We start from the raw sequence: 25,916 nt of genomic DNA, 5'->3' as shown, positions 1-25,916 counted from the left end.
CGCGCTGTTATATTAGTGCTGTGACATCTTCCGAGCCGACCGCGGCGCCCGAGCCCACCACGGCACGCGGCCCCACCCAGGCCGACCCCACCGCCGTGCCCGATCCCTGGCAGCCGCTGCACGCGCTGCTGGCCGCCATGGACGCCGAGATCGAGCAGGTCTACGTCGCGCGGGGCATCGAGGGGGTGCGGCCACGGTTCGCCTATCCGCTCATCCGTCTCGCCCACACCGGACCGCTCACCATCCGTGAGCTCGCGGCGTCCCTCGACCGCTCGCACTCCGCCATCAGCCAGACCCTCACCGCGATGCGCAAGGAGGGTCTGGTGACCTCCGAGCCGGGGCCCGACGCGCGTACCCGGCGGATCGATCTGACCGAGCGGGGCCGGTCGCTGGTGCCGTTCCTGGAGGCCGAGTGGCGGGCCACCCATGCGACGGTCACCGAGCTGGACGAGGAGATCCCGTACGCGCTGACCGCCGTCGTCGAGGAGTTGCGGCAGGCGCTGGAACGCCGGCCGATGCGGCAGCGGGTGCTCGACCATCTCGTCGAGCCGCGGCGGTGAAGGGGCGCGGTCAGTTCCTCGACACCCGCCCGCTGCGTGGCGGCGGGCCGTTCCGGGACCTGTGGATCGGCACCGCGGCCTCCCAGCTCGGCGCCCAGATAGCCATGGTGGCGGTACTGGCCCAGGTCTGGGACCTGACCGGCAGCCCGCTGGGCACCGGCGCCATCGGGCTGGTCACCGGTGTGGCGACGCTGCTGTTCGGGCTGCTCGGCGGGACGCTGGCCGACGCCGTCGACCGCCGTACGGTCGTACGGGCCACCACCGGCGGCCAGCTGCTGGCCGCCGCCGGGCTGTGCGTCCAGGCCCTCGCGGACAACCGGAACGTCCCCCTTCTGCTCTCCCTGGTCGCCGCCGGAGCCGCCTGCGCCGCGCTGGGGGCGCCCGCCCGGCGTACCTTGCCGGTCCTGCTGCTGCCCGCCGACCAGGTCGCGGCCGGGCTCGCGCTGAGCAACATCTCCTTCCAGGCGTCGATGCTCGGAGGGCCGGCCGCTGCCGGGCTGATCATCGCCCGGTGGGATCTCCCCGCCGCGTACGCCGCGCAGGCCGTGGCCGTCGCGATCTCGGCGCTCGCGGTGATCCGCCTGCCGTCGATGCGCCCCGAGCGCACCGGCCGCACGCCCGGCAAGCGCGGGCCGCGACGCGGCGGCTGGGGGGTCGTCCTGCGCCGCCCGACCCTGTGGGGGTCGATGGCCACCGACCTGTCCGCGACCGTGCTCGCCATGCCGGTCTCGCTCTTCCCGCTGGTCAACGAGATGCGCTTCGGCGGTGACCCGCGCACCCTCGGTCTGTTCCTCTCGGCCGTCGCGGTCGGCGGGATCACGGCGGGCCTGCTCTCCGGCAACGTGACCCGCCGGCGCGGCGGGGGCCTCGTCCAACTGGTCGCGGCCGGGGTCTGGGGCCTCGCGCTGGCCGGCTTCGGCCTGGCCGGGCCGCTGTGGCTGGCCCTCGGCTGTCTGGCCGTGGCGGGTGCCGCCGACACCGTGTCGGTGATCACGCGCAGCACCCTGGTCCAGTTGGAGACCCCCGACGCCTACCGAGGACGGGTCTCCTCGGTGGAACACGTCATCGGCGTGGCGGGCCCGGAGGTCGGCAATTTCCGCGGCGGTCTCGTGGCGTCGGTCACGTCCGCCCCTGTCGCCCTGGTGGTGGGCGGCCTGTCCGCGACGCTGGGGGTGGCGCTCGTGGCCGCGTTCAACGCGCCGCTGCGCGCGTACCGCACGCCGGCTCCCCCGCCGGTGGCAGCACGTGAAGCGCCCGAGACATCCCCCGCCTCACCTGCCGGAAGTCCGGAATCGGCCGACCTCCAGCGGTGAGAGACGGCTTCGGGGGCCGCCAGCCCCAGGACGCGACGAGAGCCCGTGCCGGATCCCCGATGTGCCTGTTCCGGCCGCCCGAGGGGCGGTAGCGTCGAGTCCCATGATCGTATGGCTCAACGGCACGCACGGCGCGGGCAAGACGACGACCGCCGCGCTCGTGCAACAACTGCTCCCGGATTCACGGGTGTTCGACGCCGAGAAGGTCGGCGAGACGTTGATGGACATCACGCCGGGGCTGCCCGCGACGGACAACTTCCAGCACTGGCCGCCATGGCGGCCCCTCGTGGTCGAGACCGCCCGGCACATCCTCGACTACACCGGCGGCACGCTCGTGATGCCCATGACGGTCCTGGTCGAGCGGTACTGGCGGGAGATCAGCTCGGGCCTCGCCCAGCACGCCATTCCGGTCCGGCACTTCGTCCTCCACGCCGACCAGGAGACCCTCCGGGCGCGTATCGCGGGCGACACCGTCCTCGGCCCCGACTCCCCGTTCCGTCTCCAGTACCTCGCGCCCTACGCAGAGGCGGCCCGCACATGGCTCCACGCCGAGGCCGAGGTCGTCGACACCACTCACCTCACCCCCGCCCAGGCCGCTCTGCGGATCGCGGAAGCGGTCAAGAGCTGAGAGAAACGCCCTTCCGGCGGTCGCTCCCCCGGCCGTCCGGATCGCCGACGCCCGGGCCCCCGGCACGGACTCAGAGGTTCATCTCCATGCAGTCGAGATCGGTGAACTCGACCTGAGGACCGGTCGGGCGGCGGCCGCCGGCTGCGGAGCCTTCACCGGAGGCGGAGCCGGGGCCTCCATCGGCTCCGGCTCCGGCTCCGCGGGGCCACGACGATCCGGTACATGGACCGGATCGTCGCGCGTGCGGAGGTTCTATCGTGCGTCGGTCACCGCCTCCGGCGGGGTGACCGGGGCGAGACTGCCGCTGCGGGTGAGTTTGGCGTACCAGTGGGCGCTGCTCTTGGGGATGCGCCGCTGGGTCGAGTAGTCGACGTACACCGCGCCGAAACGCCTGCTGTAGCCGTACCCCCACTCGTAGTTGTCGAGGAGTGACCAGAGGAAGTAGCCCCGTACGTCGGCGCCCGCCTCGATCGCGCTGTGCACGGCGGCCAGATGGTCGCGGAGATAGTCGATCCGCTCCGGGTCGTGGACCTCGCCGTCGGGGTTGGCGTAGTCGTCGAACGCCGCGCCGTTCTCGGTGATCATCACCGGCAGTTCCGGGTGGTCCCGGCGTACCCGCATCAGCAGTTCGTACAGACCGTCCGGGTCGATCGTCCAGCCCATGGCGGTGCGGGGACCGGGCGTCTGGTGGAAGGCGACGTGGTCGGCGGCCGGCCAGGGGCTGTGGTCGCTCACGCCGTGCCCGTCCGACCCGTGGGCGGGCGGTCCCTCGTGGTGGGAGACGAGCGTGGGCGAGTAGTAGTTGACGCCGAGGAAGTCCAGCGGCCGGTTGATGAGCGCGGTGTCGCCGTCCTGGACGAAGGACCAGTCCGTGAGGGACGAGGTGTCGGCGACGACGTCCTCGGGGTACGCGCCGTCGAGCATGGGGCCGGTGAAGACGCGGTTGGCGAGTCCGTCGATACGGCGGGCCGCGTCGGCGTCCGCCGCGCTGTCGGTCAGGGGCCGTACGTGGTGGAGGTTGAGCGTCACGGACAGCCGCGCGTGGGCCGGGAGCCTGTCGCGCAGCACCTGGGTCGCGAGTCCGTGCCCGAGGTTGAGGTGGTGCGCGGCGCGCAGGGCGTCGACGGGGTCGGTGCGGCCGGGGGCGTGGACCCCGGAGCCGTAGCCCAGGAACGCGCTGCACCACGGCTCGTTGAGTGTGGTCCAGGTCTTGACTCGGTCGCCGAGGGCGTCGGCGACGAGGGCCGCGTACTCGGCGAAGTGCTCGGCCGTCCGGCGCTCGGGCCAGCCGCCCGCGTCCTCCAGATGCTGCGGGAGGTCCCAGTGGTAGAGGGTGACGACCGGTTCGATGCCCTTGGCGAGCAGGTCGTCGGTGAGGCGCCGGTAGAAGTCGAGTCCCTTCTGGGAGGCGGGTCCGCTGCCGGTGGGCTGTACGCGCGGCCAGGAGACCGAGAAGCGGTAGGCGCCGACGCCGAGGTCGGACATGAGGGCGGTGTCCTCGCGCCAGCGGTGGTAGTGGTCGGCGGCGACGTCACCGGTGTCGCCGTTGCGGACCTTGCCGGGGGTGCGGGAGTAGGTGTCCCAGATGGAGGGGGTACGGCCGGCTTCCCGTGCGGCGCCCTCGATCTGGTAGGCGGCTGTGGCGGTGCCCCAGAGGAACTCGGGCGGAAAGACTCGTACGGAGGGGGATGTGGCCACGGAGGTCCCTTTCAGGAGTTGAACTGTGTGCTGTGCGCGGGCTGTCGCGCTGCGGCGCGCAAAAGCGCAGGTGCGCAAGTCACAGGGAGCAGAGGGCAGTTGGCAGCGACCCGAGGAGCGCACTCGGGCCCGGGAGGGGAACACGGAGGGGGCCGGGACAGCGGCGGGCGGAGGTCAGCCCTTGACGGCTCCCTGCATGATCCCGCCGACTATCTGGCGGCCGAAGACGACGAACATCGCCAGCAGCGGCAGCGTGCCCAGCAGAGCCCCCGCCATGATCACGGACTGGTCGCGCACATAGCCCGCGCTGAGCTGGGTGAGGGCGACGGGGACCGTGGGGTTGGTCATGTCGAGCGCGATGAACGGCCAGAAGAAGTCGTTCCACGCGTGCACGAACGTGATCATGAAGAGGACGGCCATGGGCGGCCGGGCGATGGGCAGCACGATGCTCCAGAAGATACGGAGCGAGTGCGCGCCGTCCAGACGCCCTGCCTCGATGAGTTCGTCCGGCAGCGCCTCCCTGAGGTACTGCCGCATGAAGAACACGCCGACGGCGCTGACCAGTGTCGGGAAGATGACCGACGGGAGCGTCTGCCCCCAGCCCAGCTCGGCCATCATCATGAACAGCGGTACGACTCCGAGCTGCGGCGGCACCAGCATCGTCCCGATGACCAGCAGCAGCAGGAGGTTGCGCCCCCTGAACCGCAGCTTGGCGAAGGCGAAGCCCGCCAGGGTGGCGAAGAAGACCGTGGACAGCGCGATGGCGCCGGCGACGATCAGGCTGTTGAGCATCGCCTTGCCCATCGCCGCGTCCTGCCAGGCGATCCCGAGGTTCTTCAGCAGGTTCGGACCCGGCAAGAAGGGTGGTGGGGTCTGCGCGACACGGGTGTTGTCGGTGGAGGCGGCCACCACCGTCCAGTACAGCGGGAAGAGGGAGATGAGGGCGGCGATGCCGAGCAGGACGTAGGCCAGTGGTCCGGCGTGGTGCGTGCGGCCGGCGCCGGGGCGCAGCCCGCGGCGGAACCGGAAGCGGCCGGAGGGCGGCGGGGCCTCGGGCGCCCGCTCGCGCGCGTCCGCCCGGACGGGTGCGGTGTCGATGGTCATGACGGTTGCTGCTCCCTGGTCAGGACGTCGCGGACGGCGTGGACGTGGCCTTCTTCTGCCGGGCCGTGGCAGCCCGTGCCGGTCGGCGCGCCCTGACCGCGGTGACGACGCGCTGGAGGACGAAGACGAGGACGAGGATCAGGAACATCGCCCAGGCGATCGTCGCGGCCCGGCCCATCTGGTAGTTCTTCCAGCCCTCTTCGTAGAGGAGCAGCCCGAGTGTCTGGTACTGGTTGTCGGCTCCCCCGCTGATGCCGTTCGGCCCCTGGCCGAAGATCAGCGGCTCGCCGAAGAGCTGGGTCGCGCCGATGGTGGAGAGCACGATGGTGAAGACGATCGTGGCGCTGATGCCGGGGACGGTGACCTGGCGGAACTGCTGCCACCGTGACGCCCCGTCGATGGCCGCCGCCTCGTACAGGTCCCTCGGTATCGCCTGCATCGCCGCCAGGTAGAGCAGGGCGTTGTAGCCGGTCCAGCGCCAGATGACGATGGCGGAGATGGCGAACTGGGCGGGCCATTTCTGGTTCTCCCAGTCGACGTTCTCGATCCCGAAGAAGCTCAGGCCCCAGTTGATCATGCCGAAGTCGCGTTCGAAGAGCATGGTGAAGACGAGCGCGGCGGCGGCGATGGAGGTGGCGTACGGGGTGAGGACCGCGACCCGGAAGAACGTCGAGCCCCGGAGCCGGTAGTTGAGGAGATGGGCGAGGCCGAGCGCCATCAGGAGCTGCGGGACGGTGGAGATGACACCGATGGTGAAGGTGTTCGTCAGCGCGTTCCAGAACCGGTCGTCGTCGATGAGTTCCGTGAAGTTGGCGAGTCCTCGCCACTCCATCATGTCCATGGTGGACAGCTCGACGCGGTGCAGCGAGATCCAGAAGGTGTAGATCAGCGGGTAGAGGCCGAAGGCCCCGAAGATCAGGAAGAACGGGGCGATGAAGGCGTACGGCACGGCCCGTACGTCCAGGCGGTGCAGGAGGGTGCGTCGCGACTGGCCGGCGGCTCCGTCGCGGCCGGTGCCGCCCTTCCCGGCGGAGCCGTCCGGGGGCGGGGGCGGCTGCCCGTCGGTGCGGGCTGCCGGGGTGGAGGTGGCCACGCGGGCGTCCTTCCTCGATGTCTGGGTGGAGCGGTTCGGTGGAACGGGGATGTGCGCGGTGGGCGGGTCCCGGCGGCCGGGCCGGTCAGACGGCTTCCGGCTGCCGGGACTGCCCCGCCGGTCAGCGCGTGGCCTTCTCGATGCGCTCGTCCGTCGTCTTCCATGCCTCGTCCGGGCTCTTGCCCTGGGCCTCGATCAGCTGGAGGCCGGCCGAGAACGCGTCCTTGATCGTGCCGTCCTTGCGTCCGAGCACCTGCTCGTCCGGGATCTCCTTGGCTGCGGCTCCGAAGATCTTGCCGATCGGCGCGTCGCTGAAGTACTCGGAGGTGCCGTTGGCCACGGCGGGGATGTCGAGCGCCGTCTTCGAGGAGGGGAAGTTGCCGAGCTTCTCGAAGATGTACGCCTGCTGCTCGGGCGCGGTCAGCCAGGCGATGAGGTCGGTCGCCTCCTTCTTCACGGGGCTGTTCTCCATCACGCCGAGGAACGCGCCGCCCCAGTTGGCTCCCTTGGGCGCCTTGGCGACGTCCCACTTGCCCTTGTTCGCCGGTCCGGCCTTCTCACTGATGTGCGCGAGCATCCAGGCGGGACAGACGGTCGTGGCGAACGTGCTGTTGGCCAGTCCCGGGTCCCAGCCCGGCTGGAACTGCCGGAGTTTGGCGGTCAGTCCGGACTCCGCCGCGTCGGACGCGAGTGACCAGGCGTCCTTGACCACGGGATTGTCCTGGTAGATGAGCTTGCCGCTCTTGTCGTAGAACTGCTGCTCGTCGCCGTAGATCATCGCGTTGAACAGTCCGCTGGAGCTGTCCATGAAGGCGAGCTTCTTGTTCTTGGTGCCCGACTTGAAGTCGCGCCCGACGTCGACGTACTTGGACCAGTCGCCGGCCCACAGCTTCTCGACCTCGGCCCGCTCGGTCGGCAGACCGGCCTGCTCGAACAGGTCCTTGCGGTAGCAGACCGCCATCGGGCCGATGTCCGTGCCGAGTCCGAGCAGTTTGCCGTCCTCCGTGGTCACCTGGCTCGACTTCCACGGCAGGTAGTGGTCGAGCCCGGGGGTCTTGGAGAGGTCGGCGAACTTGTCCGACCGGGTGTCGACCAGCTCCTTGGCCCGGCCTATCTCTATGCCCTGGATGTCCTTGAGGCCGCTGCCCGCGGCCAGATGCGTCTGGAGCGCCGTGTAGTACGTCTGCTCGTCACCGGCCACGTCGGCCTCGATGAGGATGTCGGGGTTCTCGTCCATGTACCGGTCGAGGAGCCCTGCCTCCTTGAAGCCCATGACACCGAAGAGGCCCACGCTGATGACGGTCTTGCCGTCCTTCGTCCGCGCCTTGTCCGTGTCGCCGCCGCCTCCGCAGCCGGCCACGAGCACGAGGGAGAGCCCGGCCGCCGCGACGGCGGCGAGCGAGGGGAAGCGGTGCGGAGAACGGGGCGGAACACGGGAGGGGAGTGCGGAGAGAACGGATCCGAAGCGATGCCGGGCGGTGCCCATGTGCTTCCTCCTTGCGGGGCGCTCGACGCGCCGAAAAGTGACTCGGTGAACACACCGGACGCGAGCCCGTCATCCGGCGAACAAGTGAGTGGGAGCGCTCCCAGTCGGTTGTGGAAGACTCTGCGGAGTACGTCGCACCGTGTCAAGAGTTGAAGACATTTCCGTTGCCCGGAGATGTCCGGCACCGAGCAGGGCGGAGCGGTGTGTCGCGGGCCAAGTGCCCTGCGTAGGCAGGAACCGGACCGCCCTCGGGGGCAGAAGTCAGGAGAAGCGATGAACAGCCGTAAACAGCAAGGTCAACGGCCAACTCTTGAAGCCGTCGCCGAGCTGGCGGGGGTGGGCCGTGGCACCGTCTCGCGGGTCGTCAACGGTTCGCCCGGGGTCAGCGCGAAGGCCCGCGCCGCGGTCGAGACGGCGATCTCGCAGCTGAACTACATACCCAATCCGGCCGCGCGCAGCCTGGTCACCAGCCGCACCGACTGCGTCGCGCTGGTGATCCCCGAGTCCGAGAGCCGGCTGGCGGCCGAGCCGTACTTCTCCGCCGTGATCCGCGGTGTCAGTACGGAACTGGCCGACACCGAGATGCAGTTGCTGCTGATCCTGGTGCGTGACCGGCGTGAACTCGACCGGCTGACGCGCTTCGCCGCGGCCCGGCGGGTGGACGGTGTCCTGCTGGTGTCGATCCATGACGACGACCCGCTGCCCGGCCTGCTCGAAGAGATGCGGATGCCCACGGTCCTGGCGGGCCGGCGCTCGCCCGACGAGTCCCTGAGCCATGTCCACTCCGACAACGTCGGCGGCGCCGCGACGGCCGTGCACCATCTGATCGACGGCGGGCGCGGCACGATCGCGACGATCACCGGACCGCTCGACATGGACGTCGGCAACAGCAGGCTCCGGGGCTGGCGCGAGGCGCTGACGGAGCGCGGCGTGCCGGTGGACGAACGCCTGGTCGCCGTCTCGGACTTCACCGAGGAGGGCGGGCGTACGGCGATGCGCGACCTGCTCGACCGCGTCCCGGGCATCGACGCCGTCTTCGCGGCGTCGGACGTGATGGCGGTGGGCGCGCTGACCGAACTGCGCGAGCGGGGTCGGCGGGTGCCCGACGACGTCGCGGTGATCGGCTTCGACGACTCGGTCATCGCCCGGCACACGACACCGGCGCTGACGAGCGTGCGGCAGCCCATCGAGGCCATCGGCCGCTCGATCACGAGGCTGCTCCTGGAGGAGATCGCGGAGCCGGCCACGGCTCATCAACAGCTCGTGCTGCCGACGACGTTGGTCGTGCGCGACTCGGCGTGACCGGGACGGGGGCGGGGAACTCTCGCAGTGGCCGACCGCCGGGCCGGGCGGTCGCCGCGACCGCGAACGATCCGCGCGAACGATCCCTACCACCGGGCCCCGGCGGGCCCGGGCCGGCGGGAGTCGGAGCCGTAAAAAATCAAGAGGTCCCGCCCCCGTCCCCTCACCCTCCCCACCGTCCACCGAGGAGAGCCCCGTCCATGAAGATCCAGTCCGTCGAAACGGTCGTCACCAGCCCCGGACGCAACTTCGTGACCCTGCGCGTCACGACGTCCGAGGGGGTCGTGGGGCTCGGCGACGCCACACTCAACGGCCGCGAGCTGGCCGTCGACACCTATCTGCGTGAGCACATCACCCCTCTCCTGCTCGGCCGGGACGCGGGCGCGATCGAGGACACCTGGCAGTACCTGTACCGGGGCGCCTACTGGCGGCGCGGCCCGGTCACGATGGCCGCCGTCGCCGCAGTCGACATGGCCCTGTGGGACATCAAGGCGAAGACCGCGGGCATGCCGCTCTACCAGCTGCTCGGCGGGCGGAGCCGGCACGGGGCGCTCGCGTACGGGCATGCCGCGGGCCGCGACATCCCCGAGCTGCTGGACTCCGTGCGGGCGGTGCTGGCCGACGGCTACCGCGCGGTCCGCGTCCAGACCGGGGTGCCGGGTCTCGACGCCGTGTACGGGGTGAACGGCGGCGACGCCGCGACCGGCGTCGGCCTGCGGACGGGCGGCGGGAACGGGGCGGCGGGCGACCACCCACTGCCGTTCGAGGAGGTGTGGGACACGGCCGCCTACCTCCGGCACATGCCGACGGTCTTCGAGGCCGTACGCCACGAGTTCGGCCCCGAGCTCCCCCTCCTCCACGACGGGCATCACCGGATGACCCCGATCGAGGCCGCGCGGCTCGGCAAGTCCCTCGAACCGTACGGCCTGTTCTGGCTGGAGGACTGCACACCGGCCGAGGACCAGGCCGCGCTTCGGCTCGTACGGCAGCACACCACGACCCCGCTGGCCATCGGCGAGGTCTTCAACCACGTCAACGACTACACGACGCTCCTCGGCGAGCGGCTGATCGACTACGTGCGCTCGGCGGTCACCCATGCCGGAGGCATCACGGCGATGCGCAGACTCCTCGACCTGGCGGCGGTCCACGGAGCCAGGTCGGGAATCCACGGTCCGGCCGACATCTCACCGGTGGGGATGGCCGCCGCGATCCATCTCGACGTGGCGATCCACAACTTCGGCATCCAGGAGTACACCCGCCACTCGGCCGACACGGTGGAGGTCTTCCGCCCCTCGTACACCTTCGACGGCGGGCTGCTGAACCCCTCGGAGGCACCCGGCCTCGGAGTCGAGCTGGACCTGGAGGCCGCGGCCCGTTTCCCGTACTCCCCCGCCTATCTGCCGGTGAACCGGCTGCTGGACGGCACGCTGCACGACTGGTGAGCGCGGCGCGGCCCGGCCGTGAAAACCCGGTTGCCGGTGGTCGGCGCCGCTGACAGGGTCTGCGCGATGCCTACCTACTCCGCACCTGACACCACACAGCTCGCCTACCACGTGTTCGGGGAGGGCCCTCCCCTGGTCTGTCTGCCCGGCGGGCCGATGCAGTCGTCCGACTACCTCGGCGAGCTGGGCGGCCTCTCGGCGCACCGGCAGCTGATCATGCTGGACCCTCGCGGTACGGGCGGATCCGCCGTTCCCGAGGACTCCGCCTCGTACCGGTGCGACCGGCTGGTGGACGACGTGGACGCGCTCCGCGATCATCTGGGCCTCGACCGGATGGACCTGCTGGGCCACTCCGGCGGCGTGAATCTGGCGGCGCTGTACGTGGGCCGCCACCCGGAACGCGTCGACCGGCTCGCGCTGATCACACCGAGCGTCTGGGCGGTCGGTATCCCGATCCCGGGCGAGGTGCGGCGCGAGACGGTTCGGCCCCGCCATGACGAGCCGTGGTTCCCCGAGGCGTACGCCGCGCTGGAGGCGATCGCCGAGGGACGGGCGACCGCCGACACCTGGGGGGCCATCACGCCCTTCTCCTACGGCCGTTGGGACGAGGAGGCACGGGCCTACGAGAGCGCGGGGGAGGCACAGCGCAACGACGAGGCCGCGGGAGTCTTCGCCGGGGAGGGCGCTTTCGACCCGGAGTCCACGCGCGAGGCGCTGGGCCGGTTCGAACGGCGGGTGCTGCTGCTCGCGGGCGAGGTCGACCCGGGGGCACCGCCGGCGACCGTGACCGAGTTCGCCGGACTGTTCCCGAACGCCGACCTCGTCGTCCAGCCGGGCGCGGGGCACTTCCCGTGGCGCGACGACCCCGAGCGCTTCGTGGCGGCCACGGAGGCGTTCCTGGGCTGAACTGCCTTCGGGTGGTGGGGAGTTACGGGGGGGAGGAGTCGCGGCTTCCGGGGCGTCGCAGGTCGTCGTTCGGAACCAGTACGCCCGTGACCGTGCCGGACGCGGCCGGGCTCATGGCGCCGGCGGCCCGCGACGGCGTCAGGCACCTTCCTCTTCTTCCACAGTGGCCCGGATCCGGTCCAGCAGGGACGTGTAGACCGACCGCTTGTCGGGGCGTGCGTGGTCGGCCGCGCGGCGGAGTGCGGGGATCACCCGCGGGCCCAGGTGCTGGAGACCGTCCGCCGCCGCGCCGCGCACCGCCGGGTGGGGATGGTCGAGCAGGGCGACGATCGCGGGAACGGCGGGCTCCCAGCCCGCGTGGGCGAGTGTGCGGACCGCCGACCGCACCACGTCCGGCTGCGGATCGCTCAGCAGCGACGACGTGTGGTGCAGGTACGTCGCCCGGTCGTACAGCGCCCGGGAGGTCCGGTGGGCGTGCAGCCGGACCCGGGGCCGGGGGTGGTGCAGCAACTCGCCGATGAGCGCACGCAGTTCGGGATCGTCATGGGCCGCCGGATCGAAACGGTCCTCGGTGAGACGGGTGAGCGCCCGGCGTATCTGGTCGGGCCCCCCGGTACGGGCCAGGTGCAGCAGCTCCTGGCGGGAAGGTGCGTCACTGGCCCCCGCGCGCTCCGTCAACCACGCACGCCGGTCCGCGCGTTCGGCCGACGGGTCGAGCAACGGGCCGTCGACAAGGACCAGACTGTCGGCGACCCGGTCCCGCCCCTCGGCGCGCAGCCGACGGCGGATCTCCGTGAGCTCGGGGGTGCGGAGCAGCGTACGGCCCGCGAGAAGGTCCAGGAACCCCCACGCGCCGGCGGCGAGACGGTCGCCGAGGAGCACGGCGAGCGTATCCGCGGGTACGGCCGCCAGGACGGGACGTACCGCTTCCGGGGTGCGCTGCCATCGCTCCAGGAGCAGGGATACGAGCGGTTCCAGCGTGGACGGGTCGAGGCGTACGGCCAACCGGGCCAGCCGCTCGTACCGGATCTCCCCGCCGTCGGGCTCCGTCTCGCCAAGCAGTGCGGCGAGCGGTCCGGTCGGTACGGCGTCGGCCGGGATGTCGACATCGACCCGACCGTGGAGATGGGCGCGCAGCACCGCCCGACGGACGCCGGGATCGGGCCACTTGAGCAGCGCGAGGGCGGCGGTCCGACGCCGGTCGGGTTCGGGCGCGTCCAGCAGGGACAGCAGACGCGCCCGCAGGGCAGCTGATCGGGGCTGGTCCAGATCGTCCGCGCGTACCGTCCGCCCGCGTCTCCCCGTCATCGACGCGTCGGCGCCGGTCTCGGTCTCGGTCTCGGTCTCGGTCTCCCCGAGGGTCCAGGGCGGCGCGTCCAAGGGTTGGAGCGCCGTCATCCGGTCGAGCAGGGTGGTCCGGGTCGTGGGATCGGCCGTGGGATACGAGTCCACCAACGCGGCGAGCCGGGCGCGGGAGTCGGGCGCCGAGCGGGACGTGTCCGGGCTCCCGAACGCCTCGCGGAGTACGGCTCCCTCCTCCCGCGCCGTGGCCGCCGCGGCGAGCGCCTGGTCCAGGTCGGCGCGTACCAGCACCGCGTCGCAGCCGCGCAGCAGGTTGAGCGTGGGCGCGGGCGCCGTGCCGGGCAGCGCGCGTACGGTCGCGGCGACCGCCCGTCTCTCCACCGTCGGCAAGGTGGGCGCGAGCTCTTCGAGGACGGACACGACGTCCCGCCCGTCCTCACCCGAAGTCGCCTTGTCCGTCAGACACATGAGCAGGAGCCGTACGAAGCGCGCGTACGTCCTTCTCTCCTCGTGGGACAGCCGGCCCGGGGCGATCCTGACGGCCACCCTCACAAGTCGGCCCCGAACAGCGGACATCGACTCGGGCAGCGAGTCGGCCAGCTCCAGCCAGTCCGCGTGTGTCGCCCGCAGCCGGCGCAGCGTGTGACGCGCGGGCAGTTCCGGTCGTCCGGCGATTCGCGCCGCGATCGCGGGCTGCCAGCCCCCTGCCTCCAGCGCGGCGACGTCGGAGAGGGGCGCCCCGCCGGGTCGCCTCTCGGCGAGGCACTCGGACAGCAACTTACGGGCGCGCGGCTCCTCCGCCCGGTCGAGGGCGGCGCGCACCGTCGCCTCGTACGCCGGACCGAGGATGGACCGCAGCGCTTCGACGAGCGCGGTCCTGAGTCCCGGATTGTCGTGCCTGCCGAGCCAGTTGAGGAGCTGAGGCACCGCGACCGCACTGCCGGCGTGGGCCAGCACCCCGGCCGCTGTCTTCTTGATGTTCATGTTCGGATGGTCGAGACAGGCGGCGATCGTGCCCGAGGCCCAGCGCGCGCGTGCGTGACCGAGGGCGAGCAGTGCCTGCCGTACGGTCTGGATGTCGTCGGCGGCGGTCAGCGTGACGAGGCTCGCGGAGAGTGTCCGCGCGTCGTCGCCGTCGGTGTCCTGGGCGAGCAGCGCGATCACATGTTTCCGCAGGTGAGGGTCGCGGTGGCGGAGGAGGCGGTGGACGCGGGGCCGGGTGTGCGGATACGGGATCCTGGTCAGCAGTTCGAGGAGGATCACCCGCTCGCCGTCGGTCGGCCCCGGGCGGTCGAGCAGGTCGAGGACCATGGTCGCGGCGAGGGCGTCGCCGGCCGCGTCGGCGTCGGCGGCGTCGAGAAGGCAGACCGGCCGGATCCGGCGCCGGGCGTGCAGCCGTCGGCCCAACTCGCGTACGGCTTCGAGGACTTCCCCCGGTACGACGGCCCCACCGGCGGCCTCGCCCGCCGTGGTACCTCGGGGCCGCCGGGCCGCGTCGTGTTCGCTCAACGCGTGCTCCCCCAGGGCCAGTTCGGCGACCACGTCCAGGAGCAGACCGGCGATGACCGGGATCGTGCCCGCGCCGCCGTGGGCGGCCAGTCCGCACAGTGCTTTCTCCGGCTCGGCCCGGTCCACGCGGGAGGCGAGGAGGCCGAGTTCGCTCTCGTCGGGACCGCCGAGATCGGCGGCGATGCGCGCGGGGAGGTCGGCGGGGTCGAGTCGTACGAGAAGGGCCCGGCGCTCGGCCGTGTCATCGGTGAGCTGCCAGAGCAGCTCAAGTGCCCGGTGCCGGACGGCACGCAGATGGGGTGCGACCACGCCCGCCCCCTCCAGCGCTATGACGCCGAGGCCCTCCCGCAAGGCCTCCGTCGTGCGCCGTCCCCCGATCGCCTCCAGGGTGTGGAGTGCGGCGGCGGGCTCCGTCTCAAGACATGCCAGTACGGCTTCCTCGGCCGGCGTGTACCGCAGCGCGCGCAGCGCGCCGAGGAGGGGCCGAGGCGTCGAAGTGGCCTCCAGCGCACGGGTGACGGCGTCTCCGACGGGGACTTCGCCGGTCTCGCCCGTGCCTTGTCCGGCCAGCGCGACCAGCAGGTCGAGCCGTCGCGGCCAGTCGGGTTCGTCGGCCGGGACATCGGTCAGGACCCGGAACATGTCCCGGCGGCAGGTGAAGAGGATGGTGGCGACATCGCGCGGCGCGACGGCGTGGTCGGCCAGCGCGAGCGCGATCACGGCGGGGACATCGGGGGCGGTGACGAAGTGTCCGCGCCGGTGGAGCCCGCGCAGGCAGGCAAGGGCCGACTCGCCGAAGAGCAACGGGTCGCGCGTCGCGACGGCCGTCAGCTCCCCGATGTCGTCGCGTGTCGCGAGTGGGCCGAGCAGTTCCAGGGCGCGGCGTCGCAGTCCGGGTGGCAACTCCCCGTCGTCGACGGCCCGCCGCAGTGCGCCGGAGTGTCCGTACCGGGCGAGTGCGGTGAGCGCCGCGTCCGCCGCCTCGGGTCGTACGGCCGCTTCGGTGGCGGTCAGGAGGCCGACCACGGCGGTCACCTGGGCGGGCGGCAGGGGCTCCAACACCGCCCAGGGCTCGGCGAGTTCGGCAAGGGCGGTGGCGACGTTCCCGCCCCCGGCGTCCATGTCCAGCAGGCGGGCCAGATGGGCCCGTACGAGCGCGGCCGACAGGGCTCCGGCGTGCAGGCCTTCCCTGGCCAGTCTCAACGACTCGCGCACCAGGACGGGATCGCCGCTGTCGAGCAGCTCACCGACCAGTCGCCGGAGCCGTGCGGTTCCGGCGATGCTCGTCTCCCGTACGGCCTGGTACAGCGGCTCGCCCGGGGGCTCGCGGCGGACGGTCGTCGGGTCGTTGGCGATCTCGGCGCGCAGCCAGACGATCTGTACGCGTACGGGGAGCCCGGCCGTGCGCCAGGCCGGAACGCGTCCTGCCACGGCATACGGCTTCGGCACATGCGGTCCGAGCCGTGCGTACAGCTCCGCCAGGACGAGCGCGTCCTCCGCCGCCCGGGCCGGCCAGGCGGCCGACAGCGCGAGGGGCAGGAGAGCGCCGAGTTCCGACGCCTCGCCGCGGGCTGCCTGCTCGGCGAGGAGGGTCAGCCCCAGCGACCGGACGGGCGCGTCGTCGTGCCGGAGGAGCCGCTCGAAGACGTCGGGCGGGCAGAGATCCGTATTCACCAGCAGGGAGAGCCGACGGACGTCCGCCCGCCGGAACGCGTCGTCGAATGCCTCGTCCCCTGGCCTCATCTCGATCGATCCTAGGCGCGGCCCCGAGCGCGCCACCAGGGAGATTCGACTCGCGCGGGACGGCCCCGCCTCCGCCGTCAGCGGGTCGCGGAGCCGTCCCGCGCGACGAGCGCCCAGTCCTCGCCGTCCTGGCCGCGGACGATGTCCATCACCTGGACCACGGCGTCGCGGTTGAGCGGTCCCCGTAGCCGGGCCATCCGGAAGCCGGGGCGAGCGGCCAGCGGCGAGTGGGCGGGCGGTGCCACCCGCTCGACCGGGACGTCGACCCTCGTCTCGTCGATGGCCAGGACGACTCCGGCCGTCTCCCGGTGGAAGCGCGCGACCGCCATGAGCACCGCCTCCTCCGTCGGGGAGCAGTGGACCGTGCCGTCGGTGGCCAAGGACGGCGGCGCGTAGGGCCGGTCCGGGTCGGCCGACCAGTTTTCGAGCGTCGCGAAGTGATAGAGCATGACGTGGTTATAGCCGTCCGGAGGAGACCGGTGCGCTCGCACCGCCGCGCTCACCGGAACGGACCACGCGTAGCGGTCGTGGCCGGTCCCGCTACGACCGGCCCTGGGCCCCGGCCGCGAGGCTCTCGACCGTGCCGGCCAGTGCCCGCCACGCCTGCTCGATGTCCGGGGTCCGCCCGTGCGGTGCGCGAAGGACGTCGAGGAACTCGGCGACATCGTTGAGGGCCCAGCGGAGCCGGTAGAGCGCCAGCGCCGAGGGGTCCGGCCCGCGACCGCCGGCCTCCTCGTACCGTGCGAGGTCGGCAGGTCCTTCGGCGACCAGCCAGAGGTCACGCTCGGGTACCGCGAGGCCCACCGTGTCCCAGTCGAGCAGCAGCCGCCGCTCGCCCACCCGCAGCACATTGCCGGGATGCGGCTCGCCGTGCGTGATGACGAGCGGACCGCCGCCGTCCTTCAGTTCACCGGCGAGCCGGTCGAACTCGCCGAGCCGGCCCCGCAGAGCGGTGGCATGGTCCAGGAGCAGTCGGCGGGCGGGCTCGGCGTATGGTCCGGGACCGTCCCAGGGACCGCCCATCTCCCGCAGCGCGGCGTCCAGTTGGGGGCGGGTCGCGAACGCGGCCGGCAGCACACGGGCAGAGGGTGGTGGAGCCGTCCGATGGAGCTTGGCGAGCAGCTCCACCATCAGGCCGCGGTCGTGTGCGGTGAGGGTGTCGCCGAAGTGGCCGGGCGTGCCGGACATGAGGGGGAACACGCTGACCGCGTGCCCGCTCCCCAGCCTCCGTACGGTCCCGCCGTCGGCGTTACGCGCCGGGGCGACGACGAAGTCCAGGCCGTGGGGCTCGGCGTCCCGAAGCGCGGCGGCGGTGTCCATGGCGTCCCGCAGCCCCTGGAAGGCGGCCTCGGTCCCGTCCCCGTACCAGCTCTTCCGCGTCAGATCCGCCACGGTCACGAACCACCGTCGCCCGCGCGTGTCGGCGGCCGTCCAGTGGTAGTCGCCGAACCCGACGGGTGCGTACTCCCAGGTGACGGGGTCGATCCCCCACGCGTCCAGGGCGTGTCGTACGTCGGGGTCCTCGATGCCGTCCGGTCGCTCTTCCATGGCGGTGAAGGTAGTGGCCCGGCACCGGAGCCGCACGTCGTTAATCGGGTGGAGAGCGCGGGGGGCGGCTGGTATCTTGCCGATCATGGCTAGCCCCGAGTCGGACAGACTCTAGCCACCGGTCGCCCGGTGGCCGATCCGCTGTCGATTTGACGCGTACCACCGTGTGGGTGGTGTGCGCGCCCTCGTTACGGCTGCTGCCGCCGGTCCACCGTCGTGTGGGCCGCTCCTGAACGCCGACACCCGTCGTGTTCCGCGTTCGGCGTCTCCCGATCCGTCCGGTCCCGTCCTGGCCCGCCTGTGCGTGAACTCGCCTGGGCCGTCGATGAGTTGACGGATCTCTCGCCGCGTCGCCGTGTGGCATGACACACCGTCATGCCGCACGGGCCGGCCCACCTCCCCCTCCTCATGCCATCCGACAGGCCGTCAACTCTTCTAGCCTCTCTGGGGTTCCGTCATGCCATTCGCTGTGTACGTGCTCGGGCTCGCCGTCTTCGCCCAGGGCACCTCCGAGTTCATGCTGTCCGGGCTCGTCTCGGGTATCGCCGAGGATCTGCAGGTGTCCATCCCCGCCGCAGGGCTGCTGACCTCGGCGTTCGCCGTGGGGATGGTGGTCGGGGCGCCGCTGATGGCGCTCTTCAGCCGTACCTGGCCGCGCCGTCGCGCGCTGCTGATCTTTCTGACCGTGTTCGTCGCCGCGCACGTCGTCGGCGCCCTCACCCCCGGCTACGAGGTGCTGCTCGCGACCCGGATCGTCGGGGCGCTGGCCAACGCCGGGTTCTGGGCGGTCGCCCTGGTCGCGGCGGTCTCGATGGTGGAGCCGGCGGCGCGGGCGCGCGCCACGTCGGTCGTGGTCGGCGGTGTCACCGTCGCCTGTGTGGTGGGCGTGCCCGCCGGGGCGCTGCTGGGTGAGCACCTGGGATGGCGGTCGGCGTTCTGGGCGGTGGCTCTCGTGTCGGTGCCGGCGCTGCTGGCGATCGTGACGTCGGTGCCGGACGACCGGCCGCGAGTCACCGCCCCCACGGGTGCTTCCGTCGCGGGCACCGGAACACCCACCGTACGGGCGGAGTTGCGTTCCCTCACCGGCCGACGTGTGCTGCTCACGCTGCTGACGATGGCTCTCGTCCAGGGCGCGACCTTCGGCGCCTTCTCCTACCTCGAACCGCTGGCCACCCGTGTCACCGGGCTCGGCGCGGGGTGGGTCCCCGCCCTGCTGGCGTTGTTCGGTGTGGGGTCGCTCGTCGGCGTCACCGTCTCGGGCCGCGTCGCCGACGCGCGGCGCAGCGCGTTCGTCCTGGCCGGCATGGTGTCTCTCATGGTCGGCTGGATCGCGCTCGCGCTGGGCGCGGTGAGCCCGGCGGCGGTGGTCGCGCTCGTCTTCGTCCAGGGGATGCTCGCTTTCGGCACCGGGTCGGCGATGATCTCCCAGGTGTTCCACCTGGCCCCCGGGGCGCCGACCCTTGGCGGTTCGTTCGCGGCGGCGGCCTTCAACATCGGTGCGGCGGCCGGTCCCTGGCTCGGCGGGCTCACCATCGACGCGGGTCTCGGCTTCCGGTCCCCGGTGTGGGTGAGCGCGGTCCTGATGGGTCTGGCTCTGATCGTGGCGGGTGTCATCCGGCTCGTTCGCTCGCCGCAATTCACGAAGGCTACGGTCGCTTGAGGCCGAGCGACGGCCTTGGACGACAGCACGCCCGCCATGGCGACATCGGCGGCCCCTCGTCACACCTCCCGCCTCCCACGCGTCAGCACGGTGAGGAACGCACTGACGGGTCGGGTCGAGAGGTACGGCGATGGACGACAACGAATTTCTGGCGCGGCGCTTCGAGGCGCACCGCGGCCATCTGCGGGCGGTGGCCTACCGGATGCTCGGGTCGCTGAGCGAGGCGGACGACGCGGTCCAGGAGGCGTGGTTCAAGCTGCACCGCTCCGACACGAGCGAGGTCGAGAATCTCGGTGGCTGGCTGACGACGGTCGTCGGCCGCGTCTGCCTCGACATGCTCCGCTCGCGGACGTCGCGCCGCGAGGACCCGCTGGAGGAGCGCGTACGGCTGCCCGACCCGATCATCAGCGGGGCGGACGGTGTGGACCCGGAGCAGGAGGCGCTGCTGGCGGACTCGGTCGGTCTGGCGCTGCTCGTGGTGCTCGAAGCGCTGGCTCCCGCCGAGCGGCTGGCGTTCGTGCTGCACGATCTGTTCGCGGTGCCGTTCGACGAGATCGCCCCCGTCGTCGGCCGTACCCCGGCCGCCGCCCGTCAGCTCGCCAGTCGCGCCCGACGCCGGGTCCAGGGGGCGGCTCCGGCCCCGGACCCGGATGTCGCCAGGCAGCGTGAGGTCGTGGACGCGTTCCTCGCGGCGGCGCGGGACGGCGACTTCGACGGGCTGGTGGCGCTGCTGGACCCGGACATCGTGGTGCGTTCGGACGGCGGGACGCTGCGTCCCGGCGGGCTCGTGCGGGGTGCGGCGGCCGTCGCGGGCGGGGCGATCTTCGCGGCCCGGTTCGCCGAGGTCTCGCGCCCCGCGCTCGTCAACGGCGCGGCGGGGGTCGTCGCGACGACGGACGGGCAGCCGATCTCGGTCATGGCGTTCACGATCTCCGGCGGGCGGATCGCCTCCATCGCCATCCTCAACGACCCCGAGCGTCTGGCCCGGCTCGATCTGACGGTGCTGGACGCCTGAGCGAGGCGTCCCGGCCCCGTGCACCAGGGCGGGGCCGGGACGGCGCGCCGGCGGGCTCGTAGCGACCCCGGCGGATCACCCCAGAGGGGCGTCAACGTCGAGTTGACACCCCCGAGGCGTCAACCTACAGTTGACACATGACGCATCCCATCCGGCTCGACGATCTGATCGACGCCATCAAGAAGGTTCACACCGACGCTCTCGACCAGCTCTCCGACGCGGTCATCGCCGCGGATCATCTCGGCGACGTGGCGGATCACCTGATCGGTCACTTCGTCGATCAGGCACGACGTTCCGGCGCTTCCTGGACGGACATCGGCCGCAGCATGGGGGTCACCCGGCAGGCCGCCCAGAAGCGGTTCGTGGCCAAGGCCCAGGACGAGGGGACCGATCTCGACGCCAGCCAGGGGTTCAGCCGCTTCACCGAACGGGCCAGGAAAGTGGTGATGGCCTCCCAGGAGGAGGCCCGCGCGGCGGGCAACGACCAGATCCGGACGGAGCACCTCGTACTCGGCCTGCTGAGCGAGCCCAAGGGCATCGGCGCGCTCGCCGTCGTCGCGCAGGGCGTGAGCGCCGACGCTCTGCGGGACGCGGTCGAGGCCGTCCTGCCGCCGGCGGTCGGGGAGGTTCCCGACCTCATCCCGTACGACGCGGGCGGGAAGAAGGCCCTGGAACTCACCTTCCGGGAGGCCCTGCGGCTCGGGCACAACTACATCGGCACCGAGCACATCCTGCTCGCCCTGCTCGAACAGGAGAACGGCGAGGGGGTGCTCAGTGGGCTCGGTATCGACAAGTCGGCCGCCGAGACCTACACCGTCGAGGCCCTGAACGCGATCGTCGCGGCGCAGGAAGGCGCCTGATCCGAAGAGGGCTCCTGATCCAACGCCCCGGCCCCGGCGCGCCCGTTCGCGGGCACGCCGGGGCCGGCGGCGTAATCCTCAGGGGCGTCCGGCCGGCGGGACCACCTCGGCCGCCGGGACCGGGCCGGGCGGAGTGCCGTCCCCGAACGGCCGGCCACCGAGCTCCTCCCGGTGGTGCGGGTCGAGCAAGCCGGAGAGATCGGGCCCGAGGGGGACGATGGCGGTGGGATTCACGCTGGTGTGCACCATGTAGTAGTGGCGCTTGATGTGGTCGAAGTCCACGGTGTCACCGAAGCCGGGCGTCTGATAGAGGTCCTTGACATACGCCTGGAGGACCGGATCCTCCGTCAGCTTGTTGCGGTTGCACTTGAAGTGCCCGTGGTAGACGGCGTCGAAGCGCACGAGCGTGGTGAACAGCCTGATGTCGGCCTCCGTGATGGTGTCCCCCACCAGATACCGCTGACCCGCCAGCCGCTCCGACACCAGGTCGAGCCGGCGGAAGACATCGCGGTACGCGCGCTCGTAATCACTCTGCCTCGTCGCGAAACCGGCCCGGTACACGCCGTTGTTGACATCGAGGTAGATACCCTCCATCACCTCGTCGATCTCGTCACGCAGCGGCTCCGGATACAGATCGGGCGCGCCGGGGCGGTGCAGCGCGGTCCACTCGGTCGCGAGGTCGAGCGTGATCCGCTGGTAGTCGTTGGTGACGAGCTTTCCGCTCGGTACGTCCACGATCGCCGGCACGCTGACACCCCCGGGGTACTCCGTCTCCCGGGCATCGTACGCCTCGCTGAGGAAGCTGATGCCCAGCACGGGGTCCCGGCTGTCGGGGTCGAGGGTGAAGCGCCAACTGCGCTCGTCCTGGATCGGATCGGCGACGGCGAGCGAGAGCGCGCCCTCCAGGCCGAGCAGCCGCCGTGACACGAGGGCGCGGCTCGCCCAGGGGCAGGCGCGGCTCACCACCAGCCGGTAGCGGCCGGCCTCCACCGGCCAGCCGTCGCGGCCGTCGGCGGTGATGCGGTCGGTGAAGTGACTCGTGGACCGTTTGAAGGGCTTCTTGCCGTACGCGGCGTTCCCTTCCCTGCCCCTGGTGTCCGTGCCCCTGGTGTCCGTGCCCTTGGCGCCGGTTGCGTCGCTCATGACCGTCCTTCCCGGTCGGGCCCCCGAGGAGAGTGCGCGGGCCGGGCTCGGCCATCGGCCGGCCGCTCTCTCCACGCTCGGTTCCGAGCTTTCTTCCACGCTGTCCAGCATGCGCGGAAACACACGTACGGGCACCGTCGGCGTACGGGTCCGGTCACCGTCCGGGGCGGCCGGGGGCCCGCCTGGCGCCGGGGTCCCCTCAGATGCCGTACATAACGACGTCTCGGATGGCGCAACCCGGACGGATGTGGGTTTGTTGTAGCAACGCGTGCGTGCTCATCACGCACCGTGACCAGCACGGTGTGTGCCCACCCGTGAAGTTCGAGGCAAGGGAGCCGCGCCATGCCGCTCGACCCCACCACCCCCACCCACAACGACGCCCACTACGACGATCCGCCCGAGCGCGAGGCCGGGACGCCGGCCGGATCGCGGGACCCGGTCACGGACTCCGGCGAGGAGCCCATACGCACGCTGCTCTGGACTGCCGCCACCTACCGGCCGCTGGAGGAGCTCGCGGCGCTGGTGATGCTGCTCAAACGGAGCGACGAGGTGCCCAACCCCGGTGACGAGGCCCTGCGGGTCGCCGCGGTGGCACGTCCGATCGACGAGGTCATGCGACTCGTCGCGATACTGAAGGCGCCGCCGCACGAGTTCGACGAGGCCGGCACGACGCTGCGCGCCGCCGCCGTCGGCCGGCCGATCGAGGAAGTGGCACAACTGGTCTCGTACCTCGGCACCCACGAGAACGAGCCGCCCGTCGCGGCTCCCCGCCGGAACACGGCCACCGGGGAGAAGCCGCGCCCCGAACAGACCGGTGACGTACGGAACCGGTCCGAAGAGGCCCGCCACGACCCGAAGCGCCCCGACCGGGCCCGGACCGACGGCAGCGCCCGGACCGCGCGGACCGGGACCGAACCACGTCAGCCCGAGCAGCTCCCGTACGAGGAGAGCCGCCCCGAACAGAGCCGCCGCACCGCGTTCGCCCGTCCCCCCGAGTCCGGCGAGAGTCGCGACCCCGACGCCCGCCGCGCGGGCCTCTCCGGCCTCGCCGAGGCGATGGCCGACCCGGCGCGCCTCGCCGAAGCCATGGCCCACCCCTCTCGCCGCGTCGAGCCCGAACCGGAGCCCGAGCCGTCCGCACACGTCGCGCCGTGGACGAGCGCCCCGGCCGCCGCACCGCCCGAGGTCCCGCGCCTCGCCCCGCCGGACGCCGACCGCGCCCAGAACCGTACGGCGCTATCCGTCCCCCGCTCCCCCGTGGGTTCTCCGCTGCGCTGGTTCGCCGCCGCCGCGCTGTTCGTCTGTGGTGTGCTCCATCTGCCGACGGACTTCGCCGCCCTGCGGTCCGGCGGATCCGCGGACGCCGTCTCCCTCGTCGTCACCGTGCTCTGCCTGATGTTCGGCCTCTGGCTCGCGGTGGCCGACACCGTGCGGATCTGGGCGGCGGGCGCGGCCACGGCGGTCGGGGTCCTCGCGGCCCACGCGCTGTCGGGTCTCGGCTCGGCGGATCTGCTCCGGAGCGGTCCGGTCGCGGACTCCGGCTGGGCGAGCCTGGCCGCGTCGGGCGGTGCCGGGGTCGCCCTGGTGCTCGCGGGCGTCACCCTGACGCTCCGTCGGAGGACGGCGCGGCAGGGCGTGCGGCCTTCGCCGCGGCGCTCGTCGCCCACCGAGGGCGCGCCCGGCGACGCCTGAGAATCCCCACCTCACACCCCGTCCCCCGTTCGCGGTCTGTCACCGATCACGAGCGGGGGACGGTCGCGTCGCGACGCTCCCTCACCCGTCCAGCAGGCCGCGATTACGCCGTACCAAGGTCCAACTGATCGTTCACACAGGGCTATTGACGTGAACGCGACTGCCTGTATGGTCTAGGCCAAGTGGTAAAGACCTTTGCCGAATGCACGCCCCCATGCGTGCCCTCGGACAAGGCCTCCAGCCACCGCCCTTCGCGCCTCTTGGCCCCACACCTGAGAGGCCCGCCCGCGCCGCGCCCATGTCCCCCCACGGACCGGTACGGCTCGGGAAGACCTGATGTGAAGGAGTACGCATGCATTCGAAGAGGAAGATGGCCGTCGCCCTCGGTGCGGTGATCGCGCCGATCGTCGCGATAAGCCTTCCCGCGGGTTCCGCGAGCGCCCACGGCTATATCTCGGACCCGCCGAGCAGGCAGGCCCAGTGCGCCGCCGGAACCGTCAGCTGCGGTGACATCAAGTACGAGCCCCAGAGCGTGGAAGGCCCCAAGGGTCTGACCAGTTGCAGCGGCGGCAACTCCCGCTTCAGCGAGCTGGACGACGACGGCAAGGGCTGGGCGGTGACTCCGATCGGCTCCAGCCAGAACTTCAACTGGAAGATCACCGCGCGGCACGCCACCAGCACCTGGCAGTACTTCGTCGGCGGTCAGAAGGTCGCGGAATTCAACGACGGCGGCGCGCAGCCCGGAGCGACGGTCACCCACAACGTCAACTTCGGCGGCCTGTCGGGCAAGCAGGAGATCCTCGCGGTCTGGAACATCGCCGACACCGCGAACGCGTTCTACGCGTGCATCGACGTGAACATCGGCGGCTGACGAATTCTCCCGCGGAGCCGGTAACCACGATCCCTCCGCCGAAGAAGCACTGACCGCCGAGCGTTCGCCCCGGTGCCCCACCCTGTGCCGGACGGTGCCCGATCCCCGCGCCGGTGAGCCCCTGATCTGCGAGAAGGGGGCTCACCGGTGCCACTCGACCCACCCCCCACACTTGGGCCGCGGTATGTCTCCGAGGCCCTTCCGAGGAGTGAATCCCTTGCGTAAGCGCCTTATCGGCCTTTTCGCCGCGACCGCGTCGGCCGCCGCTCTCTCCCTGACGTCGCTCGCCCCTCTCTCGTCCGCCGCCGAGAAGGACGCCGCCGACTTCATCGTCAGCGAGTCGCAGTTCAACCAGATGTTCCCGAGCAAGAATCCCTTCTACACCTACGGTGGGCTCAACGCCGCCCTGAGCGCCTACCCGGGATTCACGGGAACGGGAAGTGACACCGTACGTAGGCAGGAAGCCGCCGCGTTCCTCGCGAACGTCAGCCACGAGACCGGTGGACTTGTCCATGTGGTCGAGCAGAACACCGCCAACTACCCGCACTACTGCGACGCTTCGCAGCCTTACGGCTGCCCGGCGGGTGTCGACAAGTACTACGGCCGCGGCCCGATCCAGCTCAGCTGGAACTTCAACTACAAGGCGGCCGGCGACGCGCTCGGCATCGACCTGCTCAACAACCCCGACCTCGTGCAGAACGATTCCGCCGTCGCGTGGAAGACCGGCCTCTGGTACTGGAACACCCAGAGCGGTCCCGGCACCATGACCCCGCACAACGCGATGGTGAACGGCGCCGGATTCGGCGAGACCATTCGCAGCATCAACGGCAGCATCGAGTGCAACGGCGGAAACCCCGCCCAGGTGCAGAGCCGTATCGACAAGTACCGTCAGTTCACCGGAATCCTCGGCGTGGACCCGGGCGGCAACCTGAGCTGCTGACGCTTCCTCCGGGAAGCGGACGAGGGGTGGGAACCCCCGCGAAGGCGGGTACACACCACGGGTGGATAAACCCCCCCCCAGAAGAAAACCCCAACAAAACG

The 25,916-nt window shown here is 71.6% G+C and carries 20 protein-coding genes; 12 read left to right on the top strand and 8 right to left on the bottom strand.

Annotated elements, in window-relative coordinates; translation table 11 throughout:
- Positions 1 to 20: 20 nt before the first annotated feature.
- From ACFWU9_RS18140 to ACFWU9_RS18130, 3 genes are all read left to right on the top strand, one after another.
- Entirely contained in the window at positions 21 to 560 is a 540-nt protein-coding gene (locus ACFWU9_RS18140) for a MarR family winged helix-turn-helix transcriptional regulator (protein WP_384319428.1), read from the top strand.
- Positions 557 to 1,873: an MFS transporter gene (locus ACFWU9_RS18135; RefSeq protein WP_384319426.1), complete on the top strand. Its 1,317-nt coding sequence runs from the start codon at positions 557 to 559 to the stop codon at positions 1,871 to 1,873. Before ACFWU9_RS18140 ends, ACFWU9_RS18135 begins: the two co-directional genes overlap by 4 nt.
- Positions 1,874 to 1,976: 103 nt before the next feature.
- Positions 1,977 to 2,501 carry an AAA family ATPase gene (locus ACFWU9_RS18130; RefSeq protein WP_384319424.1) on the top strand — a complete coding sequence of 175 codons (525 nt, stop codon included), beginning with the start codon at positions 1,977 to 1,979 and terminating at the stop codon, positions 2,499 to 2,501.
- A 252-nt stretch (positions 2,502 to 2,753) separates the two neighbouring features.
- On the opposite strand, the gene ACFWU9_RS18125 is transcribed toward ACFWU9_RS18130, so the two are convergent.
- From ACFWU9_RS18125 to ACFWU9_RS18110, 4 genes are all read right to left on the bottom strand, one after another.
- Complete coding sequence (locus ACFWU9_RS18125) at positions 2,754 to 4,199, bottom strand: GH1 family beta-glucosidase (protein ID WP_384319422.1); 1,446 nt, start codon at positions 4,197 to 4,199, stop codon at positions 2,754 to 2,756.
- 174 nt (positions 4,200 to 4,373) lie between these two features.
- A complete protein-coding gene (locus tag ACFWU9_RS18120; RefSeq protein WP_384319420.1) occupies positions 4,374 to 5,303 on the bottom strand; it encodes a carbohydrate ABC transporter permease in 930 nt (309 codons plus the stop codon).
- A 19-nt stretch (positions 5,304 to 5,322) separates the two neighbouring features.
- Entirely contained in the window at positions 5,323 to 6,396 is a 1,074-nt protein-coding gene (locus ACFWU9_RS18115) for a carbohydrate ABC transporter permease (protein ID WP_384319418.1), read from the bottom strand.
- A 121-nt stretch (positions 6,397 to 6,517) separates the two neighbouring features.
- On the bottom strand, positions 6,518 to 7,882 hold the full coding sequence (locus ACFWU9_RS18110) for an extracellular solute-binding protein (RefSeq protein ID WP_384319416.1): 1,365 nt from the start codon (positions 7,880 to 7,882) through the stop codon (positions 6,518 to 6,520).
- Between the two features lie 273 nt (positions 7,883 to 8,155).
- Between ACFWU9_RS18110 and ACFWU9_RS18105 the strand changes: the two genes are divergently transcribed.
- From ACFWU9_RS18105 to ACFWU9_RS18095, 3 genes are all read left to right on the top strand, one after another.
- Positions 8,156 to 9,184 (top strand): LacI family DNA-binding transcriptional regulator, encoded by a 1,029-nt coding sequence (locus ACFWU9_RS18105; protein WP_384319414.1) that lies wholly within the window; start codon positions 8,156 to 8,158, stop codon positions 9,182 to 9,184.
- A gap of 200 nt (positions 9,185 to 9,384) precedes the next feature.
- The gene (gene manD, locus ACFWU9_RS18100) at positions 9,385 to 10,626 is read left to right on the top strand and encodes a D-mannonate dehydratase ManD (RefSeq protein WP_384319412.1); all 1,242 of its coding nucleotides are present in this window, start codon (positions 9,385 to 9,387) and stop codon (positions 10,624 to 10,626) included.
- A gap of 66 nt (positions 10,627 to 10,692) precedes the next feature.
- Positions 10,693 to 11,532, top strand: a complete 840-nt coding sequence (locus ACFWU9_RS18095) for an alpha/beta fold hydrolase (RefSeq protein ID WP_384319410.1) — start codon at positions 10,693 to 10,695, stop codon at positions 11,530 to 11,532.
- 138 nt (positions 11,533 to 11,670) lie between these two features.
- Here ACFWU9_RS18095 and ACFWU9_RS18090 read toward each other — a convergent pair whose 3' ends face one another.
- From ACFWU9_RS18090 to ACFWU9_RS18080, 3 genes are all read right to left on the bottom strand, one after another.
- The gene (locus ACFWU9_RS18090; protein ID WP_384319408.1) at positions 11,671 to 16,086 is read right to left on the bottom strand and encodes a HEAT repeat domain-containing protein; all 4,416 of its coding nucleotides are present in this window, start codon (positions 16,084 to 16,086) and stop codon (positions 11,671 to 11,673) included.
- 77 nt (positions 16,087 to 16,163) lie between these two features.
- Positions 16,164 to 16,535, bottom strand: a complete 372-nt coding sequence (locus tag ACFWU9_RS18085; protein ID WP_384319407.1) for a DUF952 domain-containing protein — start codon at positions 16,533 to 16,535, stop codon at positions 16,164 to 16,166.
- Positions 16,536 to 16,626: 91 nt separating this feature from the next.
- Positions 16,627 to 17,634 (bottom strand): phosphotransferase, encoded by a 1,008-nt coding sequence (locus tag ACFWU9_RS18080; protein WP_384319405.1) that lies wholly within the window; start codon positions 17,632 to 17,634, stop codon positions 16,627 to 16,629.
- Between the two features lie 457 nt (positions 17,635 to 18,091).
- On the opposite strand from ACFWU9_RS18080, the gene ACFWU9_RS18075 reads away from it, so the two are divergent.
- The 3 genes from ACFWU9_RS18075 to ACFWU9_RS18065 all read left to right on the top strand — a co-directional run bounded on the left by ACFWU9_RS18075 (position 18,092) and on the right by ACFWU9_RS18065 (position 21,169).
- Complete coding sequence (locus ACFWU9_RS18075; protein ID WP_384319403.1) at positions 18,092 to 19,294, top strand: Cmx/CmrA family chloramphenicol efflux MFS transporter; 1,203 nt, start codon at positions 18,092 to 18,094, stop codon at positions 19,292 to 19,294.
- A gap of 130 nt (positions 19,295 to 19,424) precedes the next feature.
- Positions 19,425 to 20,309: a sigma-70 family RNA polymerase sigma factor gene (locus ACFWU9_RS18070; protein ID WP_384319401.1), complete on the top strand. Its 885-nt coding sequence runs from the start codon at positions 19,425 to 19,427 to the stop codon at positions 20,307 to 20,309.
- A 137-nt stretch (positions 20,310 to 20,446) separates the two neighbouring features.
- A complete protein-coding gene (locus ACFWU9_RS18065; protein WP_384319399.1) occupies positions 20,447 to 21,169 on the top strand; it encodes a Clp protease N-terminal domain-containing protein in 723 nt (240 codons plus the stop codon).
- 78 nt (positions 21,170 to 21,247) lie between these two features.
- Here ACFWU9_RS18065 and ACFWU9_RS18060 read toward each other — a convergent pair whose 3' ends face one another.
- Positions 21,248 to 22,312 carry a glutathione S-transferase family protein gene (locus ACFWU9_RS18060; protein WP_384319397.1) on the bottom strand — a complete coding sequence of 355 codons (1,065 nt, stop codon included), beginning with the start codon at positions 22,310 to 22,312 and terminating at the stop codon, positions 21,248 to 21,250.
- A gap of 342 nt (positions 22,313 to 22,654) precedes the next feature.
- Between ACFWU9_RS18060 and ACFWU9_RS18055 the strand changes: the two genes are divergently transcribed.
- The 3 genes from ACFWU9_RS18055 (at position 22,655) to ACFWU9_RS18045 (ending at position 25,815) form a co-directional block, all read left to right on the top strand.
- The gene (locus tag ACFWU9_RS18055; protein WP_384319395.1) at positions 22,655 to 24,004 is read left to right on the top strand and encodes a DUF308 domain-containing protein; all 1,350 of its coding nucleotides are present in this window, start codon (positions 22,655 to 22,657) and stop codon (positions 24,002 to 24,004) included.
- A 352-nt stretch (positions 24,005 to 24,356) separates the two neighbouring features.
- Positions 24,357 to 24,875, top strand: a complete 519-nt coding sequence (locus tag ACFWU9_RS18050) for a lytic polysaccharide monooxygenase auxiliary activity family 9 protein (RefSeq protein ID WP_384319393.1) — start codon at positions 24,357 to 24,359, stop codon at positions 24,873 to 24,875.
- 217 nt (positions 24,876 to 25,092) lie between these two features.
- Entirely contained in the window at positions 25,093 to 25,815 is a 723-nt protein-coding gene (locus ACFWU9_RS18045) for a chitinase (protein WP_384319391.1), read from the top strand.
- The last annotated feature ends 101 nt before the right edge of the window (positions 25,816 to 25,916 follow it).

This window comes from Streptomyces sp. NPDC058653 (assembly GCF_042716895.1).
Taxonomy (GTDB): Bacteria; Actinomycetota; Actinomycetes; order Streptomycetales; family Streptomycetaceae; genus Streptomyces.
This window is presented reverse-complemented; position numbering and strand designations above follow the sequence as displayed.

Excerpts from the sequence above, each read along its gene's own strand:
- ACFWU9_RS18130 (WP_384319424.1), top strand. The coding sequence starts at position 1,977 with ATGATCGTATGGCTCAACGGCACGCACGGCGCGGGCAAGACGACGACC.
- ACFWU9_RS18120 (WP_384319420.1), bottom strand. The coding sequence starts at position 5,303 with ATGACCATCGACACCGCACCCGTCCGGGCGGACGCGCGCGAGCGGGCG.
- ACFWU9_RS18110 (WP_384319416.1), bottom strand. The coding sequence starts at position 7,882 with ATGGGCACCGCCCGGCATCGCTTCGGATCCGTTCTCTCCGCACTCCCC.
- ACFWU9_RS18105 (WP_384319414.1), top strand. The coding sequence starts at position 8,156 with ATGAACAGCCGTAAACAGCAAGGTCAACGGCCAACTCTTGAAGCCGTC.
- manD (WP_384319412.1), top strand. The coding sequence starts at position 9,385 with ATGAAGATCCAGTCCGTCGAAACGGTCGTCACCAGCCCCGGACGCAAC.
- ACFWU9_RS18095 (WP_384319410.1), top strand. The coding sequence starts at position 10,693 with ATGCCTACCTACTCCGCACCTGACACCACACAGCTCGCCTACCACGTG.
- ACFWU9_RS18090 (WP_384319408.1), bottom strand. The coding sequence starts at position 16,086 with ATGAGGCCAGGGGACGAGGCATTCGACGACGCGTTCCGGCGGGCGGAC.
- ACFWU9_RS18085 (WP_384319407.1), bottom strand. The coding sequence starts at position 16,535 with ATGCTCTATCACTTCGCGACGCTCGAAAACTGGTCGGCCGACCCGGAC.
- ACFWU9_RS18080 (WP_384319405.1), bottom strand. The coding sequence starts at position 17,634 with ATGGAAGAGCGACCGGACGGCATCGAGGACCCCGACGTACGACACGCC.
- ACFWU9_RS18075 (WP_384319403.1), top strand. The coding sequence starts at position 18,092 with ATGCCATTCGCTGTGTACGTGCTCGGGCTCGCCGTCTTCGCCCAGGGC.
- ACFWU9_RS18070 (WP_384319401.1), top strand. The coding sequence starts at position 19,425 with ATGGACGACAACGAATTTCTGGCGCGGCGCTTCGAGGCGCACCGCGGC.
- ACFWU9_RS18065 (WP_384319399.1), top strand. The coding sequence starts at position 20,447 with ATGACGCATCCCATCCGGCTCGACGATCTGATCGACGCCATCAAGAAG.
- ACFWU9_RS18060 (WP_384319397.1), bottom strand. The coding sequence starts at position 22,312 with ATGAGCGACGCAACCGGCGCCAAGGGCACGGACACCAGGGGCACGGAC.
- ACFWU9_RS18055 (WP_384319395.1), top strand. The coding sequence starts at position 22,655 with ATGCCGCTCGACCCCACCACCCCCACCCACAACGACGCCCACTACGAC.
- ACFWU9_RS18050 (WP_384319393.1), top strand. The coding sequence starts at position 24,357 with ATGCATTCGAAGAGGAAGATGGCCGTCGCCCTCGGTGCGGTGATCGCG.